16 protein-coding genes are annotated in these 18,662 nt (G+C 61.7%); 6 read left to right on the forward strand and 10 right to left on the reverse strand.

Translation table 11 applies throughout. From position 1 onward, the window contains the following. Nucleotides 1-8: 8 nt before the first annotated feature. Together GHK62_RS11155 and GHK62_RS11160 are read right to left on the reverse strand one after the other, a co-directional pair. On the reverse strand, nucleotides 9-458 hold the full coding sequence (locus GHK62_RS11155) for a host attachment protein (RefSeq protein WP_180938655.1): 450 nt from the start codon (nucleotides 456-458) through the stop codon (nucleotides 9-11). Between the two features lie 120 nt (nucleotides 459-578). Beyond that, the gene (locus tag GHK62_RS11160; protein ID WP_153439040.1) at nucleotides 579-1,253 is read right to left on the reverse strand and encodes a helix-turn-helix transcriptional regulator; all 675 of its coding nucleotides are present in this window, start codon (nucleotides 1,251-1,253) and stop codon (nucleotides 579-581) included. 82 nt (nucleotides 1,254-1,335) lie between these two features. On the opposite strand from GHK62_RS11160, the gene GHK62_RS11165 reads away from it, so the two are divergent. The 3 genes from GHK62_RS11165 to GHK62_RS11175 all read left to right on the forward strand — a co-directional run bounded on the left by GHK62_RS11165 (nucleotide 1,336) and on the right by GHK62_RS11175 (nucleotide 4,570). Next, nucleotides 1,336-1,635, forward strand: coding sequence for a hypothetical protein (locus tag GHK62_RS11165; protein WP_153439042.1), 300 nt, complete (start codon nucleotides 1,336-1,338; stop codon nucleotides 1,633-1,635). Between the two features lie 16 nt (nucleotides 1,636-1,651). Next, a complete protein-coding gene (locus GHK62_RS11170; protein ID WP_153439044.1) occupies nucleotides 1,652-2,752 on the forward strand; it encodes a DNA alkylation repair protein in 1,101 nt (366 codons plus the stop codon). Nucleotides 2,753-3,055: 303 nt separating this feature from the next. After that, on the forward strand, nucleotides 3,056-4,570 hold the full coding sequence (locus GHK62_RS11175) for a DEAD/DEAH box helicase (protein ID WP_153439046.1): 1,515 nt from the start codon (nucleotides 3,056-3,058) through the stop codon (nucleotides 4,568-4,570). 230 nt (nucleotides 4,571-4,800) lie between these two features. Here GHK62_RS11175 and GHK62_RS11180 read toward each other — a convergent pair whose 3' ends face one another. Both GHK62_RS11180 and GHK62_RS11185 read right to left on the reverse strand, forming a co-directional pair. Further along, the gene (locus GHK62_RS11180; protein ID WP_153439048.1) at nucleotides 4,801-5,724 is read right to left on the reverse strand and encodes a DMT family transporter; all 924 of its coding nucleotides are present in this window, start codon (nucleotides 5,722-5,724) and stop codon (nucleotides 4,801-4,803) included. 129 nt (nucleotides 5,725-5,853) lie between these two features. Continuing rightward, nucleotides 5,854-6,315 (reverse strand): GyrI-like domain-containing protein, encoded by a 462-nt coding sequence (locus GHK62_RS11185; protein WP_153439050.1) that lies wholly within the window; start codon nucleotides 6,313-6,315, stop codon nucleotides 5,854-5,856. 263 nt (nucleotides 6,316-6,578) lie between these two features. Here GHK62_RS11185 and GHK62_RS11190 point away from each other — a divergent pair, with 263 nt between their 5' ends. From GHK62_RS11190 to GHK62_RS11200, 3 genes are read left to right on the forward strand one after another with little or no spacing between them, the layout of a single operon-like run. Beyond that, nucleotides 6,579-7,973 (forward strand): circularly permuted type 2 ATP-grasp protein, encoded by a 1,395-nt coding sequence (locus tag GHK62_RS11190; protein WP_167528216.1) that lies wholly within the window; start codon nucleotides 6,579-6,581, stop codon nucleotides 7,971-7,973. Between the two features lie 4 nt (nucleotides 7,974-7,977). Continuing rightward, on the forward strand, nucleotides 7,978-8,919 hold the full coding sequence (locus tag GHK62_RS11195) for an alpha-E domain-containing protein (protein ID WP_153439054.1): 942 nt from the start codon (nucleotides 7,978-7,980) through the stop codon (nucleotides 8,917-8,919). 16 nt (nucleotides 8,920-8,935) lie between these two features. Then, a complete protein-coding gene (locus GHK62_RS11200) occupies nucleotides 8,936-9,820 on the forward strand; it encodes a transglutaminase family protein (RefSeq protein WP_153439055.1) in 885 nt (294 codons plus the stop codon). Nucleotides 9,821-10,017: 197 nt separating this feature from the next. Here the strand turns inward: GHK62_RS11200 and araD are convergent, their stop codons facing one another. From araD to chvE, 6 genes are all read right to left on the reverse strand, one after another. After that, nucleotides 10,018-11,763, reverse strand: a complete 1,746-nt coding sequence (gene araD / locus GHK62_RS11205) for an L-arabinonate dehydratase (RefSeq protein ID WP_153439057.1) — start codon at nucleotides 11,761-11,763, stop codon at nucleotides 10,018-10,020. Between the two features lie 46 nt (nucleotides 11,764-11,809). Beyond that, complete coding sequence (locus GHK62_RS11210) at nucleotides 11,810-13,243, reverse strand: aldehyde dehydrogenase family protein (protein ID WP_153439059.1); 1,434 nt, start codon at nucleotides 13,241-13,243, stop codon at nucleotides 11,810-11,812. A gap of 73 nt (nucleotides 13,244-13,316) precedes the next feature. Further along, complete coding sequence (gene araD1, locus GHK62_RS11215; RefSeq protein WP_184108867.1) at nucleotides 13,317-14,312, reverse strand: AraD1 family protein; 996 nt, start codon at nucleotides 14,310-14,312, stop codon at nucleotides 13,317-13,319. A 152-nt stretch (nucleotides 14,313-14,464) separates the two neighbouring features. Then, on the reverse strand, nucleotides 14,465-15,679 hold the full coding sequence (mmsB, locus tag GHK62_RS11220) for a multiple monosaccharide ABC transporter permease (protein ID WP_153439061.1): 1,215 nt from the start codon (nucleotides 15,677-15,679) through the stop codon (nucleotides 14,465-14,467). Beyond that, nucleotides 15,679-17,214, reverse strand: coding sequence for a multiple monosaccharide ABC transporter ATP-binding protein (gene mmsA / locus GHK62_RS11225; protein ID WP_153439062.1), 1,536 nt, complete (start codon nucleotides 17,212-17,214; stop codon nucleotides 15,679-15,681). Before mmsA ends, mmsB begins: the two co-directional genes overlap by 1 nt. Before the next feature lie 97 nt (nucleotides 17,215-17,311). After that, nucleotides 17,312-18,379, reverse strand: coding sequence for a multiple monosaccharide ABC transporter substrate-binding protein (gene chvE, locus GHK62_RS11230; RefSeq protein ID WP_153439064.1), 1,068 nt, complete (start codon nucleotides 18,377-18,379; stop codon nucleotides 17,312-17,314). Nucleotides 18,380-18,662: the final 283 nt, after the last annotated feature.

The following is an 18,662-nucleotide window of genomic DNA, read 5'->3' on the forward strand; positions in this document are numbered from 1 at the left end:
AGTTTGCGCTACGGAAACACCACGGAGCGGACCGTTGCGATCAACTGGTCCGTGGGCGCCGCGACGCAGTTGCGATCGATCTCCGCAAGGGTCCTTTCCTTGACCTGGGGCGACAGCAGCTTTCTGAGGTCGCCCAGTGTCTTGGGCGCGGCGCAGATCACAAGGTTCTCGAAGGCGTGCTCAAGCGCATAGTGGTCGAGTTTCCCGGCAATCTCCATGGCGAAGCGGTGCTGCTCCTCGCGAACCGGATCGCTGCTGTATTCCATCGCCGAACGGCCATAGCCGACCGACGTATGGCTGCGGCCGGGTTTGTCGGCCATGATATCTTGAGCACGCTTGGTTTCGATTTCGTATGTCTCCACTTCCGGTTGCTGGCGTCCATCCTTCAGCAGGTTGACGTCCTTGAAGATGCGCGCCGTGTTTCCGTCGGCTGCCAGTATCCAAATCCGGTTCCGCACTATTTTCTCCCCTGTGTCGTGGATGGCAGATAGGTCGGTGAAGGTCATCAGGCAGAACGGCCGAAGCCGTTTCAGGTTCCCTTCTGCTGAAATCTTTCACACGCAGTGCGCGCGGCCGGACTACATTCGGGTAAGATAGGCGTCGAAGCTGCGTTCCGGCGTTGGTTCGTATTGCTCCCGCTCGGTCGTGAGCGAAGTGATCCTGTCAACCCGAAAATCACGGAAGTCCTGACGCAATTCACACCAAGCCGTGAGCAGCCATTTGTGCCCGAAAACGCTGAGGCCGAGCGGCCAAATTGTACGCTCGGACGTCAGTTCTGCAAGACTTTCATACGTCACGTGCAGCTTCCGCCTGGTCGCAATCGCCTGACGTATTTCGCCGAGCAGCGGAGGCGGATCGGGCTGCATTGCCGAGCGGAAGGCCCTCAACGGTGCCTCTCTCAATCTTTTTGCGTGATCCGGCGGCAGCCCTTGTCCGATCTTCTCTATCGCCTCGCGCGCAGCTTGCGCCAGCCGCCTATCCCCGAGCATCTGAACGGCGCGGGCGCCAAATGCGATTGCCTCCAGTTGCTCGAAGGTGAAGGTGAGCGGCGGCGCATCAAAGGCCTCCCGCAGCAGGTAACCCACGCCGCGTTCACCATCGATCGGCGCTCCCGATGCCATCAGGTGCTCCATGTCGCGATAGATCGTGCGTGGCGCGACTTCCATCCTTTCGGCAATCTCCCGCGCCGTCATTGCCTTCCCGGATGCGCGCATGAGTTGAATGATGCGAAACAACCGATCGGCGGGCCGCATGATTTCACCTCCCAAAGACTATGGCCATAAGGCTGGCAGTTGGGGTGTGGTTAAGTCAAGCTATATTGAAAAGGAGACTACGATGACGGCCCAACATGTACTCGAACTCGCAGTCTGCACCGTGCGGGACAAGAAGGCAGCACTCGTCGCTCGCAACCGCGCCATGCAGGCCGTGTCCCGCTATCCCGGTTTCGTCTCATGGCGCGCCGTGACCGCCTGCGAAATGACCGATCTGCTCGCCGACCTGGTCGAGTGGGAAACGCTCGATGCCGCCGAAGCGGCCGGCGAGCGGGTGCTGAACGACCCGGAATTTACGCCGTATATGGCGGCGGTCACGCGAGTAAGACTAATGCAGCACTTCGTCACCGAACGGCAGATCTGAGTAAAGAAGACGGCCCATGGCAGAACCGCTCAAGAACCTGTTGCATCCCGGCGTCGTCCTTGAAATCGCCACGCATCTGGGCCGGAGTGCGGCCGCATTCGACCGCGAGCGCTTCATTGCGCTCGCAACACACGACCTGGATGCGCTCGAACTGATGCAGCGGTCACGACAGATCTGCGACGCCTTCTTTCAAACGCTGCCCGAAGATTTCCCCGCCGCCGCCGAGATACTGCAGCGCGCCCTGCCGAGAGACGACGTACCGGGGCTGAGCGGCTGGGCACTTCTTCCGGTGAACCAGTTCATTGAGGCACGCGGCCTTGACCATTTCGAACTCTCGCTCTCGCTTCTGCGCCGTCTTACACCGCATTTCACTGCGGAATTCGGCATCCGCGCTTTCATCCGTCGAGACCAGCAACGAGCGATCACCACGATTTCCAGTTGGACCGGCGACAGCAACCACCATGTCCGGCGGCTGGCGAGCGAAGGCACGCGCCCGCGCCTGCCTTGGGCCATGCGCCTGCCGGAACTCATCCGCGATCCGCGCCCGATCCTTCCGATAATCGCCGCGCTGATCGACGACCCGGAAGATTACGTGCGCCGCTCCGTCGCCAACAGCCTCAACGACATTGCCAAGGATCATCCCGACCTCGTGGCGGAATTCGTCGCGGCGCATGTCGACGGCGCATCGCCGGAACGCTTGCGGCTGCTCCGCCACGCTTGCCGCACGCTCCTGAAGCAGGGCCATGTGGAGGCACTCGCCAACTTCGGCTTCGGTACATTGTCAGGCATCGATGCCAGCCTGACGTTGGGCACGCCGCTTGTCCGCCTCGGCGAACATCTTCGCTTCGGCCTTGGAATACGGAACTCCGACACGGCCGTGCAAAAAGTCATGATCGACTTCGCCGTGCATCACCAGAAGGCGAACGGCACAATGTCGCCGAAAGTATTCAAGTGGACGACGATGACGCTCAAGCCAGGTGCAGCGCTCGAAATCGAAAAAAGCCACCCGATCCGCCCGATCACGACGCGACGCTACTATGCCGGCGCGCACAGGGTCGTCGTTCTGATCAACGGTCAACCGGTGGCTGGAGCCGATTTCGAGCTCGTGATCGACTGAATCGGCGCGCCGTTTCGCGCTTGCGAAAAGATAGACCTTGACTTTTCCGGCCAAAACAACGACATGGTCGCAGCGTCACCTTCCGGCCGCCGCGTGAGCGCGCCCTCGGCAACCACTTCTCAGCCGTGAAGAAGGAAAAGCGCGAACATTCGCCGCGATCGGCGGCAGCACAGGCGCCTAACTGACGATTTTTCTTTAACCCACAAGTTCCCAATTCACGCGGGGTTCTTGACGCCAGACGACACCGGAATTGCATCCTGCGGTTCCGGCGAGAGCGTTTGGCGCGCCCTAAAGGTATACGCATTGTCCACTTTTAAAGAGCTCGGTCTTTCCGAGCAGATTCTGGCGACACTCTCGGCCAATGGTTTCGAAAAGCCGACGCCGATCCAGGCGCAGGCCATTCCGCTGGTTTTGAAAGGCCATGATCTCATCGGCCTCGCACAGACGGGCACCGGCAAGACCGCTGCTTTCGGCTTGCCGATGATCGAGAAACTCGTTGCCGACGGTAAACGTCCCGATCCGCGCAACATCCGCGCTCTCGTCCTTGCACCGACCCGCGAACTGGTGAACCAGATCGCCGCCAACTTGAAGCTTTTCGTGAAGAAGAGCCCGCTCAAGATCGGCGTCGTCGTCGGTGGCGTCTCGATCAACAAGCAGACCGAACAGCTCGCCCGTGGCGTCGACATTCTGGTCGCGACCCCTGGCCGTCTCCTCGATCTCGTTGCCCGCAAGGCGGTGACGTTGACCCAGGCTCGCTATCTCGTCCTCGACGAGGCCGACCAGATGCTTGACCTCGGCTTCATCCACGACCTGCGCAAGATCTCGAAGCTGGTGCCGAAGAACCGCCAGACGCTGCTCTTCTCCGCGACCATGCCGAAGTTGATCGCCGAGCTTGCCGGCGAGTACCTGACTGATCCGGTCAAGGTCGCTGTCACGCCTCCGGGCAAGGCCGCCGACAAGGTGGAGCAGTATGTCCACTTCGTTCCCGGCAAGGACCTGAAGACCTCGATCCTCAAGCAGTCGCTCACCGACAACCCCGATGGCCTCTCGCTCATTTTCAGCCGCACCAAGCATGGCGCCGAGAAGCTGATGAAGCATCTGGACCACGTCGGCTTCAAGGCTGCTTCGATCCACGGCAACAAGAGTCAGGGCCAGCGCGAGCGTGCGCTGAAAGCCTTCCGCGACGGTGAAATCCGGGTGCTCGTTGCGACCGATGTCGCCGCCCGCGGCATCGACATTCCAGGCGTCACCCACGTCTACAACTACGATCTGCCGGAAGTACCGGATGCCTATGTCCACCGCATCGGCCGAACGGCCCGCAACGGCCGCGACGGCATCGCCATCGCCTTCTGCGCACCGGACGAAATCCGCCTTCTGCGCGACATCGAGAAGCTGATGGGCATCAACATTGCTGTCGCCAGCGGCGAGGCTCCGGCCGACCAGGCGCGTCCGTCCAAGGGACGCGGCGGGCGCGGCAATGGCCAGCATCGCGGCAACGGCGGTGGGCACCGGCAGGAAGGGCGTCCGCATCGCGAACGTCCGGCACGCGAACCGGCAGCAACGCCGTCAGGCTTTGCCGGCGACGACCTGCTGCGCGACGAACGGCGTCCACAGAAGCACGACCGCCGCGATCAGCGCCAGCCGGCTCACGGCCATCATGACGGCCGGTCGGAAGGCAACCGCAATCACGAGGGCCGCAAGCACCACGGCCGCCCGGCTTCGAAACACGAGGGCCGACGCCACGGCGACGGCCCGTCCGGCGACCGCCGCGAAGGCCAGGGCGCACGTCGCGCCGACAATCGCGGCCGCCGCGGCTGAGTGCAATCTCATTGCTGGGAAACGAAACGGCGGGCCGAGTGCCCGCCGTTTTGGTCTAAGTTGGAGCATTGCGCCAGCTGCAGCATTCTCCTCCGGCCTGCCGGCCATCTCCGCCACAAGGGGGGAGATGCCGCGGTAGGGCAGAGGTGGTGTCAACATGCCCACTTAGAGCCAGAAGCGATTTTGATCAGCGTCCGAACTCCGCCCGCAAATGCTGATCGCCGTCCGGCTCAGCTCGCCACAGCCTTACTGGCCCGGTCGCCGGAGGGCGCAGGGTCAGCGGCCTTTCGGTTGGTAAGATAGACGCCGGCCACCGCGATGATCGTGCCGACGATCATCGGTAGCGTCAGGGCTTCGCCGAAGAAGAGCGCCGCCTGGACGGCCGCAAGCGGCGGCACCAGATAGATCAGCGAGGCAGCGCGCGAGACCTGTCCGCGGCGGATGAGATAGAGCAGCAGCGCGATCGCGCCCATGGACAGGCCAAGCACCGACCAGGCTAGCGCGCCGACAAGCTGCAGGTTCCAGGTGACGTGCAGGTCCTCAAGCGCGAACGCGAGGGGAACCGTAACAATCAGCGCGCCCGCATATTGCAGCGTCGCGATCGCACGGATGTCTCCATTCTGGAGGTGCCGTTTCTGGTAGAGCGTGCCGTAGGTGACGGCCGCCATGCCAAGGACATTGACGACGACGGGCAGGAGGTGGATCGGCATCGCGGCGGTATCGATCGCCACCATCTTCGGCAGCACCGCGAGCGCGATGCCGAGAAAGCCGAGCACGAGGCCGATCTGCTGCAGCCGGCTCAGGTTTTCATTGATCAAGAAGGGTGCGACGGCCGCGGTCATCAGCGGCTGCAGTCCGGCGATGATGCCGGAAATCGCTGCCGGCACCCCCTGCCCGATCGCCCACCACACGGCGCCGAGATAGAGCCCGTGGAGGAACATCCCCGACACAATAGCGTGACTGATGGTGGTCCAGGAGCGCGGCCAGCGAGCGCCCGTCACGACGCAGAAGCCGATGAAGAGCAGGATCGCGAAGGCATAACGCAGCACGAGAAAAGTCAGCGGATCGGCGAAAAAGGCCGCATACTTGGCGACCACCCAGCCGGTGGACCAGAGCAGGACGAAGATGGCCGGAGCCAAACGGGCAAGCGTCATCGGTTTTTCCGTGGCTGGGCACGACCGCGGCGGATTAGTCGAGTGCCTAAGGTCGCAAGCTGGTACGAGCACTTCCGCCGATAAAGCGCATACTGCCTTCGGTCAAAGTAATTTTTCTGATGCTCACCATCAGCGAATCGGAACCATAAGCCTGAGCGACGAGGCCGCGGGCGAAACAAACCCGGCCTCGTATTCCTCGCGATAGTGGAAATGGGTCGTATCGATGATGTGCCCCTCAGCGGCGATCCAGTCGAACATCTTGCTGTAATCCGCGAAGACATCCGAGCTCTCGGGACGATGGATCGTCGTTGCCAGGCGCATGGCCGGCAACTCGACTTGCTGCGGCTGGGTGAAGGTCCCGTCGTCTTCGCCCGCATAGCCGACGAGATAACGGAAGCCGTCAGACCGATCGTTCCAGGAGAGACCTATTAGCGCCGAATGATCATCAGGATAAGCACGCCGGCGATGTTCCTGCGTCTCCGCGATCAGGCGGCGAACGGCGCCGTCGGCCGCTTCGATGAAGGTACCCTCCCAGAGGTGACCCGTGATCGTTTGGGCCGGGCGTTCCACGATTTCGAACGCTATCACCATCTCGCTTCCTCCCGTTGCCTCCTGCCGAATGCTCAAATTTCAAGCATCTGCCGATTTCCTGCCGCACATGGAAAAGCGCCCGGGAGCCTGCCGCCCGCTGCGGCGGATTTCGGCCGCCCGCAATCACGGCGGCCGCGTCCCGAAAGACATTTAAGGCAGCTCGAAAATTCTTGATCAGCGAATGTGCACGCTTCTTGCATTGCATCAACCATTGTACTCAAATGGTCAAAAATAAGGGGACCACGCCTTTGGCATTTGACGAAATGATGAATGCGGACAGCAGTCCGCGCCAGCCATATTCGACCTACAATGAATGGTATGCCAGCCAGGACAGAAATCGCCTCATAGCGAAATCAAAAGAAGCTGAAAACATCTTCCGCAAGACGGGCATTACCTTCGCGGTCTACGGACACGCAGACTCCTCCGAAAAGCTCATCCCCTTCGACCTCATTCCCCGCATCATTTCCGGCCGAGAGTGGCGCAAGCTGGCGCAAGGCATCGAACAGCGGGTCATCGCCCTCAACGCCTTTCTCGACGACATCTACCACAAGCAGGAAATCGTCCGCGCCGGGCGTATTCCGCGCGAACTGATCGAGAAAAACGACGCCTTCCTGCCGCAAATGATCGGCTTAAGGCCGCCGGGCGGCGTCTACACGCATATCGTCGGCACCGACATCGTGCGCACCGGCGAAGACCAGTTCTACGTGCTCGAGGACAACGCCCGCACGCCATCCGGTGTCAGCTACATGCTGGAAAACCGGGAAACCATGATGCAGATGTTCCCGGAGCTTTTTCACCAGAACCGCGTGCGTCCGGTCGAGAACTATCCCTACCTGCTTCGCCAGAGCCTCGCCTCGCTGGCTCCGCCCGGCTGCAGCGGCAAGCCCCGTATCGCCGTGCTAACCCCCGGCATCTACAACTCGGCCTTCTACGAGCACGCCTTCCTCGCCGACATGATGGGCGTCGAGCTGGTGGAGGGCTCGGATCTCCGCGTCATCGACGGCAAGGTGAAGATGCGCACGACGCGCGGCTATGAGGCGATCGACGTGCTCTACCGCCGCGTCGACGACGATTTCCTCGATCCCCTCACCTTCCGCGCCGATTCCGCCCTCGGCATTCCCGGCATCATGGACGTCTACCGGGCCGGCAACATCACCATCGCCAACGCGCCCGGCACCGGCATTTCCGACGACAAGGCGATCTATTCCTATATGCCGGAGATCGTGGAGTTCTACACCGGGCGCAAGCCGTTGCTCGAGAACGTCCCGACCTGGCGCTGCTCGGAACCGCAAAGCCTCAAATACGTGCTCGAACACATCGAGGGGCTAGTGATCAAGGAGGTCCACGGTTCCGGCGGCTACGGCATGCTCGTCGGCCCGACGGCAACCAGGAAGGAGCGGGCCATTTTTGCCGAAAAGCTGAAGGCTCGCCCCGGCAACTACATCGCTCAGCCGACTTTGTCGCTCTCCACTGTTCCGATCCTCGTCAACAAGGGCATCGCTCCTCGCCATGTCGACCTGCGTCCCTACGTCCTCGTCTCCGACAAGGTGCAGATCATTCCCGGCGGCCTGACGCGCGTCGCACTGAAGGCGGGCTCCCTGGTGGTCAATTCAAGCCAGGGCGGCGGCACCAAGGACACCTGGGTACTGGAGGACTGACGCGATGCTGGGAAGAACTGCGAACGGCCTCTACTGGATGTTCCGCTATATCGAGCGCGCCGAGAACAGCGCCCGCCTGATCGATGCCGGCCTGCGCATGTCGTTGACCCGCAGCGAAGCGACCGAGGACGACTGGGACGGTGTGCTGCAGAGCGCCGGTGTGCGCGAACTCTATGACGAGGTGCACGACACGCTGACGAGCAGCGATGCCATCGACTTCCTGCTTCGCGATCGCGCCAATCCCTCGAGCGTCATGTCCTGCATCGAGGCGGGCCGCCACAATGCCCGCATGGTTCGCACGGCGCTGACGCGCGAGACCTGGGAAGCGACCAACGAATGCTGGATCGAGATGAAGGCGATGCTGGCGAAGAAGGCACGGCCCGCCGACCTGCCCGAGATCATCGACACGATCAAGCGCCGCGCCGGTCTCATCCGCGGCGCTTTCCATGGCACGATGCTGAGGAACGAGATCTTCAACTTTTCGCGCATTGGAACCTTCATCGAGCGGGCGGACAATACGGCGCGCATTCTCGACGTGAAATATTACGTGCTGCTGCCGGCCGTCGCCGCAGTCGGCTCGTCGATGGACAACGTGCAATGGGAATCGATCCTGCGCTCCGTCTCAGCCCATCGCGCCTATGGCTGGGTCTACGACGCCGAGCTCAAGCCGGCGAACATTGCCGACTTCCTGATCTCCAACGGGCGCATGCCGCGATCGCTCGCCTATTGCTACGAAAAGATCGTCAGCAATCTCGGTTATCTCGCGCGTGAATACGGCGAGACACATGCGGCGCACGAGACGGCCGAGCAGACGCTTGCGGCGCTCCGCAGCCGCTCGATGAACGACATCATGGATCAGGGGTTGCACGAATATCTCGAGGAGTTCATCAGCGACAATAACCGTCTGGGCCAGGAAATCTCCGACGGCTATCGGTTCTATCACTGAGCTTCAGGAGAAAAACATGCACCTGAAAATCAGCCACACGACCGAATATCACTACGATGAACCGGTGCAATATGCGCTTCAACGGCTGCGACTGACGCCGACGACCCAGGTGGGTCAAACGGTCCTGAACTGGGAGACGCGCGTGGAAGGTGCGGCTGTCGAAGTCGCCTACGACGACCACTTCGGCAATCGCACGCATCTCGTCAGCGTCGAGGGAGACCGCAAGGCCATTCGGATCGTGGCGAGCGGCGAGGTGCACACGGAAGATCGCGCCGGCGTTTTCGGCCCGCACCACTCCTTCGTGCCGCTATGGCTCTATGCGCGCGAGACGCCGCTCAGCAAAGCCGGGAAGCTGATCCGTGATCTTGCGAAATCCGCCGAAGGAGAGACCGATCTCGAGCGCGTGCATTCGCTGATGGCCATCATCCACGAAACGGTCGAATACAAGCCCGGCGACACGCAGACTGAGACCACAGCAGAAGAAGCACTGGAGCGCGGCAAGGGCGTCTGTCAGGATCACGCTCATATCCTGATTTCCGCAGCCCGCACGCTCGGCCTCCCCGCCCGCTATCTTTCCGGCTATCTCATGATGGAAGGCCATCCGGAACAGACGGCGAGTCACGCGTGGGCCGAGGTTCATATCGCGGGCCTCGGCTGGGTCGGCTTCGACGCCGCCAACAAGATCTGCCCGGACGATCGCTATGTCCGCATCGCGTCCGGGCTCTGCTATAGGGATGCCGCTCCGATCTCCGGACTGGTGCATGGCGCGGCGAGCGAGACGCTGAAAGTGGCCGTGACGGTCGAGAAGCAAGGACAGACGCAAAGCCAGAGACAAGGCGAACAGAGCCAGAGCCAGAGCCAGAGCCAGAGCCAAAGTCAGAGCCAGAGCCAAAGTCAGTAATCGCCGTCGCAACTGCCCCTCATCCGGCCTGCCGGCCACCTTCTCCCCGCAAGCGGGAAGGAGACTCGTGGCGGCCGCTCAAGTCCCCTCTCCCCGCGAGCGGGGAGAGGGTTAGGGTGAGGGGCAAATTGGCGAAGAAGCGCTGAGCGAGGGCCAATGCGACCGCCCTCGCCGGCTTATTCAGACGCCAGCCCTGGTCAATGGCTGTCGCGGTCCATCGGGATGCGGTCCCCACGCGCCCCAACGAGGAAGTCGAGGTCGGCGCCGGTGTCGGCTTGCATCACGGTCTTGATATAGAGCCCGCCATAGCCGCCGGTGAGCGGCCTGACCGGCGACACCCAAGCTTCGCGACGGCGGGCAAGTTCCTCATCGGACACGTGGAGATGCAGCGTGCGGTTGGGGATATCGACTGCTATGAGATCGCCATTCTCGACGAGTGCGAGCGGCCCGCCCTCGGCGGCTTCGGGCGCGGTATGCAGGATAACTGTACCGTAAGCCGTGCCGGACATGCGCGCATCGGAGATGCGAATCATGTCGGTGATGCCCTTCTTCAAGACCTTCGGCGGCAGGCCCATGTTGCCGACCTCGGCCATGCCGGGATAGCCCTTCGGGCCGCAATATTTCAGCACCATGATGCAGTTCTCGTCGATGTCGAGATCTTCACGGTTGATGCGGGCGTGATAGTCCTCGATGCTTTCGAAGACGACCGCGCGGCCCTTGTGCTGCATCAGATGGGGCGAAGCGGCTGACGGCTTCAGCACGGCGCCTCTCGGGGCAAGATTGCCGCGCAGCACGGCGATGCCGCCGGACTTCGTCAGCGCCTTTTCGCGCGGCAGGATCACGTCTTCGTTATAATTGACGACGCCCTTGACGTCGTTCCAGATCGTGTCGCCGCTGACCGTGATGGCGTCGTTATGAAGGAGCCCCATCTCGGCGACGGCCTTGATGACAACCGGCAGGCCGCCGGCGTAGTAGAACTCCTCCATTAGGTACTTGCCCGACGGCTGCAAGTTGACGATCGTCGGCACGTCGCGGCCGAGCCGATCCCAGTCATCGAGCGAGAGATCGACCCCGACACGACCGGCAAGTGCGAGCAGGTGCAGCACCGCATTGGTGGAGCCGCCGACCGCGCCATTGACACGGATGGCGTTTTCGAAGGCCTCTTTGGTAAGGATGTCGGAAGGCCTCAGGTCTTCCTTGACCATCTCCACGATGCGGCGGCCGGTAAGCTGCGAAATGACCCGGCGGCGCGCGTCAACGGCGGGGATGGCGGCATTGCCGGAGAGCGTCATGCCGAGCGCTTCGGCCATCGATGCCATGGTCGAGGCCGTGCCCATGGTCATACAGCTTCCGGCAGAACGGGCCATGCCCTGCTCGGCGTCCATGAACTCTTCCAGCGTCATCTCGCCGGACTTGACCATTTCGGAAAACTGCCAGACGGCGGTGCCGGAGCCGACGTCCTTGCCGCGCCATTTGCCGTTGAGCATCGGTCCGCCAGAAACGACGATCGCCGGAATATCGACGCTCGCCGCTCCCATCAGAAGGCTGGGCGTTGTCTTGTCACAGCCGCCGAGCAGCACGACGCCATCGACCGGGTTGCCGCGGATCGCCTCTTCGACATCCATGGCCGCAAGGTTGCGGAACATCATCGCCGTCGGTCGAAGCGTGCTTTCGCCGGTCGAGAAGACCGGGAACTCCACCGGGAAGCCGCCCGCCTCGTAAACGCCCCGCTTCACGCGCTCCGCGAGGTCACGTAGATGCGCATTGCAGGGCGTGAGCTCCGACCAGGTGTTACAGATGCCGATGATCGGCCGGCCGTCGAAGGTATCGGCGGGCAGTCCCTGGTTCTTCATCCAGGAGCGATGCATGATGGCATTCTTGCCCGTACCGCCGAACCATTCCTGTGAACGGAGTTTGCGCGGCCACTCAGCTTTCTTCTTCATCGTTTCCTCTTCAGCCCCGCATGTCAGCGGGCAATACCATGCTGCCTCACGCCAGCGTGTAGGCGGTCTTGACGGTTGTGTAGAATTCGGCGGCGTATTTGCCCTGCTCGCGCGAGCCATAGGAGGAGCCCTTGCGGCCGCCGAACGGAACGTGGAAATCGACGCCGGCCGTCGGCAGGTTGACCATCACCATGCCGGCTTCGGCATTGCGCTTGAAATGCGTCGCATGCTTCAAGCTCGTGGTGGCGATGCCGGAGGACAGCCCGAACGGCGTGTCGTTGGCAACCGCCAGCGCCTCGTCGTAGTCCTTCACCCGGATCACCGCCGCGACCGGACCGAAGATCTCCTCGCGGGAAATCCGCATCGCGTTGGTCGCCTCGGTGAACAGCGCCGGCTGCAGGTAGAAGCCGGGCGTGTCGCGCGCAATGAGCTCGCCGCCGAAGGCGAGCTTGGCGCCTTCCTGCTTTCCGATGGCGATATAGTCGGTGTCCTGGTTCAACTGGCCCTGATCGACAACCGGACCGATATGGGTGCCGGCCTTCAGCGCATCATCGACGACAAGACCGTTCATCCGCTCGGCCATCGCTGCGACGAACCTGTCGTGGATGCCTTCGGTGACGATGATGCGCGACGAGGCGGTGCAGCGCTGGCCTGTCGAGAAGAAGGCGGAATTGACCGCCGCCTCGACGGCGACCGAAAGATCGGCATCATCGAGCACGACGAACGGGTTCTTGCCGCCCATCTCGAGCTGGAATTTGCGATTGTGCTCGACCGAGGCAGCGGCCACGCGTTTGCCGGTGCCGACGGAACCGGTAAAGGTGATCGCCTGAAGGTCGGGGCTGTCGAGCATCGCCTGGCCGACGACCGAGCCCTTGCCCATGACGAGGTTCAGCACCCCTTTCGGCAGGCCGGCACGGTGAAGAATGTCGACGATCGCCCAGGAGCAGCCGGGCACCAGTTCGGCCGGCTTGAAGACGACGGTGTTGCCGTAGCAAAGTGCCGGGGCGATCTTCCAGGCCGGAATGGCGATCGGAAAATTCCACGGGGTGATGATGCCGACGACGCCGACCGGCTCGCGGGTGATCTCGATGCCGATTCCCGGCCGGACCGACGGGATGACCTCGCCGGCCAGCCTCAAGGCCTCACCGGCGAAGAATTCGAAGATCTGGCCGGCACGCACGGTCTCGCCGATACCCTCGGCCAGCGTCTTGCCCTCCTCGCGCGACAACAGCCGCCCGAGTTCGTCCTTGCGCGCGATGATCTCGTCGGCGGTCTTCTTCAGGATCGCGTGGCGCTCGAGCAGCCCGGAGCGCGACCAGGCCGGAAAGGCCGCCTTTGCCGCCGCGATCGCGGCCTTCGCATCGTCGGCGCTGGCGCGGGCATAGTCGCCGATGACATCGTTGGTGTTCGACGGATTGATGTTGGCAACGCCGTCGGTGCCGACCCATTCGCCGGCAATCAGGTTCTGATGAAGTGTCATGGGCTTTGGGCCTCCTTGTCTTCTTGACGCAGCCGGCCGCCCGTCGCGGCCTGCGGCTGCCATGTCAGGTATATCAGAGTTGGCGTATGGCGATCTCTTCCTCCGCGGCAATGGCCAGCGGATTGCGTAGCGGCAGGCCGAATTCCCCGGCCTCGATCTCGAATACGTCCCCCTCCTCCGTGCGGATGCCATCCCCGAAGGAAAGCGTCGCCGTGCCGAACATGTGCACATGCACGTCGCCCGGCACACGGAAGAGACCGTACTTGAAATGGTGATATTCGAGATTGGCGAAGCTGTGCGACATGTTCGCTTCGCCGGAAAGGAACGGCTTTTCCCACAGCACTGTGCCGCCGCGCAGGATGCGAGACGTGCCGCGAATGTCGTCAGGCGCCGCGCCGATGCGGATTTCCGGCCCGAAGCTCGCCTGGCGCAGCTTCGAATGGGCGAGCCAGAGATAATTGACCCGCTCGGTCTTGTGGTCGGAGAACTCGTTGGCGACGGCAAAGCCCAGGCGATAGGGCACACCCTTGTCGGAGATCACGTAGATACCGGCCATTTCCGGTTCCTCACCGCCATCTTCCGCAAAGGCCGGGGAAACGAGGGCTTGGCCGGGCGCGACCGCAGACGTTCCGTTGCCCTTGTAGAACCATTCCGGCTGGACGCCCTTTTCGCCCGGCTTCGGCTTGCCGCCTTCGAGCCCCATGCGGAACATCTTCATCGAATCGGTCAGCGTCTCTTCCGCTGCCTCGGCCGTCTTCTTGTGCATGGCGTCGCGGGTTGCCGCCGAGCCGAGATGAGTGAGACCGGTTCCAGTCAGATGCAGGTGCGCCGTATCAGGATGAGTGATCGGCGGCAGCATCCGCCCTTCCGCATAGGCCTTCTTGAGATCGATCGTATCGCCCAGACCGCGGCTGTCGATCACCTCCTTGAGGCTCTTGTCGCCATTGGCCGCTTCCATCGCCAGCGCATAGACGCTTTCCGCCCCCTTGACGACGCGAGCCACCTCGCCCGCAGACCGAACGGCGACGGCGATCGATCCATCTTCTTTCCTGACCTGAGAAATCAGCACGTTCCTGTCCTTCCTCTCGACCTGGGCTTCACCGCCCGCCCCTTTCGTGACGCAGGCAATGCGCCGCCCTCGGGTGATTTGCACCACCCAATCCAGCGGCCCGAGCCGCCCGTTTCTGTTTCTGGTTCAATGAAGGCTGATCGGGGAACCGGTCAGCCTTTGCCTTTGTTCTTGTTGTAGACGTCGAAGAATACGGCTGCGAGCAGCACAAGACCCTTGATCAGCTGCTGGTAGTCGATGCCAATGCCCATGATCGACATGCCGTTGTTCATGACGCCCATGATGAAGGCGCCGATGACGGCACCGGTGATCTTGCCGACGCCGCCCGAAGCAGAGGCGCCGCCGATGAAGCAGGCGGCGATCACGTCGAGTTCGAAGCCGACGCCGGCCTTCGGGGTGGCCGAGTTCAACCGCGCCGTGATGATCATGCCGGCGAGAGCGGCAAGCACGCCCATGTTCACGAACGCGTAGAAGGTCAGCCGCTCGGTGTTGATGCCGGAGAGCTTTGCAGCCTTTTCGTTGCCGCCCATCGCATAGATCCGCCGGCCGATCGTCGAGCGCGTCGTAAGGAACGTATAGGCGGCAATCAGCACGCCCATGACGATGAGAACGTTCGGCAGACCGCGATAGGTCGAGAGCTGGAAGCCGATGAACAGCGCGACGAAACCGATAACCGCCATCTGAATCGCGAAGAAGATGAAGGGCTCGTTCTCCGTGCCGTGCTGCTCGTTGATGCGGCGATTGCGCAGCCCCGCGTAGACGGCGTAGCCGACAAGCGCCAGCACAGCTACCAGCGCCACCATGTTCTTGATGACGTCGGGGTTGGGGCTGAGGAAATAGAGGAAATCCGGAACGAAGCCCGTCGACAGGATCTGGAACTCCTTCGGGAACGGCCCGATCGGCCGCCCGCCGAGGACCACGTAGGTCATTCCGCGGAACACCAGCATGCCGGCGAGCGTGACGATGAAGGACGGAATCTTCTGGTAGGCCACCCAATAGCCCTGCGCCGCCCCCATGATGCCGCCGACGACGAGACAGGCGGGAATGACCACGAACGCAGGCAGGCCCCATTTGACCAGCATGATCGCCGATATCGCGCCGATGAAGGCCACGATCGAGCCGACCGAAAGGTCGATATGCCCGGCGACGATGATCAGCAGCATGCCCAGCGCCATGATGACGATGAACGAGTTCTGCAGCACCAGGTTCGTGATGTTGACGGGCCTGAAGAGAACGCCATCGGTCACGAACTGGAAGAACAGCATGATGATGACGAGCGCGACCAGCAGGCCGTATTCGCGGATGTTGTTCCTGAGATAGTCACCGATCGACGGTTTGGTGGTTTGGGTGCTCGTATCGGCGACCATTAGTGTTTCTCCCCTGAACGCATGATGGCGCGCATGATAGATTCCTGGCTGGCTTCTTCCTTGGAAAGCTCTGCCACAATGCGCCCTTCGTTCATGACATAGATGCGGTCGCAGGTTCCGAGGAGTTCCGGCATTTCCGAAGAGATCATCAGGATGCCTTTGCCCTCGGCCGCGAGTTGGTTGATGATGGTGTAGATCTCATACTTCGCGCCGATATCGATGCCGCGTGTCGGCTCGTCGAGTATGAGAACGTCGGGATTGGTGAACAGCCACTTGGACAGCACGACCTTCTGCTGGTTGCCGCCCGAAAGGTTCACCGTCTCCTGATAGATCGAATGCGAGCGGATACGAAGCTTCGTGCGATAGTCCGCAGCGACCTTTCTCTCCTTGCGCTCATCGATGACGCCGTTCGACGCGACCGCATGCAGGTTGGCAAGGGTCGTGTTGTCCTTGATATTGTTGATGAGCACGAGCCCGAGCTGCTTGCGGTCTTCTGTGACATAGGCGAGGCCCGCCTTGATCGCCCGCGGGATCGTGCTGACGTCCACCGGCTTGCCGCGCATGGTCACGTCGCCGGTGATCTTGTGCCCCCACGATTTGCCGAAGATGCTCATCACCGTTTCGGTGCGGCCCGCACCCATCAGCCCCGCAATACCGACGACTTCGCCAGCGCGAACATTGAAGCTGACATCGTGCAGGAACTGGCGGTCACGGTGATGCTGATGGAAGACGTTCCAGTTCTTCACCTCGAGCAGCGTCTCGCCGATATTCGGCTCGCGTGGCGGGTAGCGGTCTTCCATCGCGCGGCCGACCATGCCCTTGATGATCCGGTCCTCGCTGATGTCTTCCTTGTGACAGTCGAGTGTTTCCACCGTGCCGCCGTCACGCAGGATGGTGATCTGGTCGGCAACCTTTTTGATCTCGTTCAGCTTGTGCGAGATGATGATCGAGGTCATGCCCTGCTTGCGAAACTCCATGAGCAGCTTCAGAAGCGCGTCGGAATCGGTCTCGTTCAGCGAGGCGGTCGGTTCGTCGAGGATCAGCAGCCGGACCTTCTTGGAAAGCGCCTTGGCGATTTCCACCAGTTGCTGTTTGCCGACGCCGATATCGGTGATGAGCGTCGCGGGCGGCTCCTTCAAGCCTACCTTGTTCAAGAGCTCCTGCGTGCGGGCAAAAGTCTGCGGCCAGTGGATCACACCTTTGCTAGCGATCTCGTTGCCGAGAAAGATATTTTCGGCGATCGACAGCAATGGAACCAGCGCCAGTTCCTGGTGAATGATGATAATGCCGAGATGCTCGCTGTCCGAGATCGTGCTGAAGCGCCGCACCTCGCCGTCATAGTAGATCTCACCCTCGTAGGTTCCCGCGGGATAGACGCCGCTCAGCACCTTCATCAAGGTCGACTTGCCGGCACCATTTTCGCCGACGAGAGCGTGGATTTCCCCTTCGCGGACCTTGAAGCTGACATTGTCGAGCGCCTTGACTCCCGGAAACGTCTTGGTGATGCCCCGCATTTCGAGAATGATATTGTCCATGTTCAGCATTCCAGCTGCAGCCCGCGAGAGACTACAGACTCCCTTACCCAGAGAAAAGGGTCCGCAACGGGATCGCGGACCCTCCGTTTCGACGCGATCAGTTGTTGATCTGGTCTTCCGTGTAGTAGCCCGAGCCGACAAGGATTTCCTTGGCATTGGACTTGTCGACCGCAACCGGCTTCAGCAGGTAGGACGGAACAACCTTGACACCGTTTTCATAGGTCTTGGTGTCGTTCACTTCCGGCTCCTTGCCGTCCATGATCGCGTTGACCATGTTAACCGTGACCTTGGCGAGTTCGCGGGTGTCCTTGAAGACGGTCGAAAACTGTTCGTCGGCGAGGATCGACTTGACCGACGGCAGTTCGGCGTCCTGACCGGTGACCACCGGCATCGGCATGTCGCCGGAGCCGTAACCGACGCCCTTCAGAGCGGAGATGATGCCGATCGAGAGACCATCATAGGGCGAGAGCACGCCGTCAACCTTGGCGTCGGTGTAGGTGGACGAAAGCAGGTTTTCCATGCGGGACTGGGCGACGGCGCCGTCCCAACGCAGCGTGCCGACCTGATCCATGCCCGTCTGGCCGGACTTCACGACGATCTTGCCGCTGTCGATCAAGGGCTGCAGGACCGACATCGCGCCGTCATAGAAGAAGAAGGCGTTGTTGTCGTCCGGCGAACCGCCGAAAAGTTCGATGTTCTTCGGCTCGGTTGCGCCGTCGAGCTTCAGGCCGTTAACGAGCGAGGTCGCCTGCAGGACGCCGACCTGGAAGTTGTCGAAGGTGGCGTAGTAGTCGACGTTGCCGGAGTCGCGGATGAGGCGGTCATAGGCAATGACCTTGACGCCGGCGTCATGCGCCTTCTGCAGGATGTCGGACAGTGTGGTGCCGTCGATGGCGCCGATCACGAGAACCTTCGCGCCCTTGGTCACCATGTTCTCGATCTGCGCGAGCTGGTTCGGAATGTCGTCGTCGGCGAACTGCAGGTCCGGCGTGTAGCCGGCTTCCTTGAACAGCTTCTCCATGGTCTCGCCGTCGGAAATCCAGCGGGTCGACGTCTTCGTCGGCATTGAGATGCCGACGGTGCCCTTGTCCTGTGCGAAGACCGGTGCAGCAAACGACGCGACGGAAATCGCCGCGGCTGCGAGAAGCGAAGTAATCAATTTCATCAGATCTCTCCCTGAGTGTTGAAGCCGGCAGGCCCCGTCATATGCGCAGCGATCCACCGGCGCGGAGAGTTGGTCCCCGGCGGTGGTTCAAGGTGAAGGAAAGCCCTCCCGGCCCCACATACTCCCGCATGCACTGGCGCATCGACAGGGAAACTGGAATCAATAAACATAACTGTCAAATACAATATCGCTTTGCATGCATATCAAAATTGATATACCACAGCAAAAGAGTGTGATTATTGAAAATTTTCAGAAAACGGGGCCAATGCCGTGACAGTGGACA

Source organism: Sinorhizobium terangae (assembly GCF_009601505.1).
Lineage (GTDB): Bacteria > Pseudomonadota > Alphaproteobacteria > Rhizobiales > Rhizobiaceae > Sinorhizobium > Sinorhizobium terangae.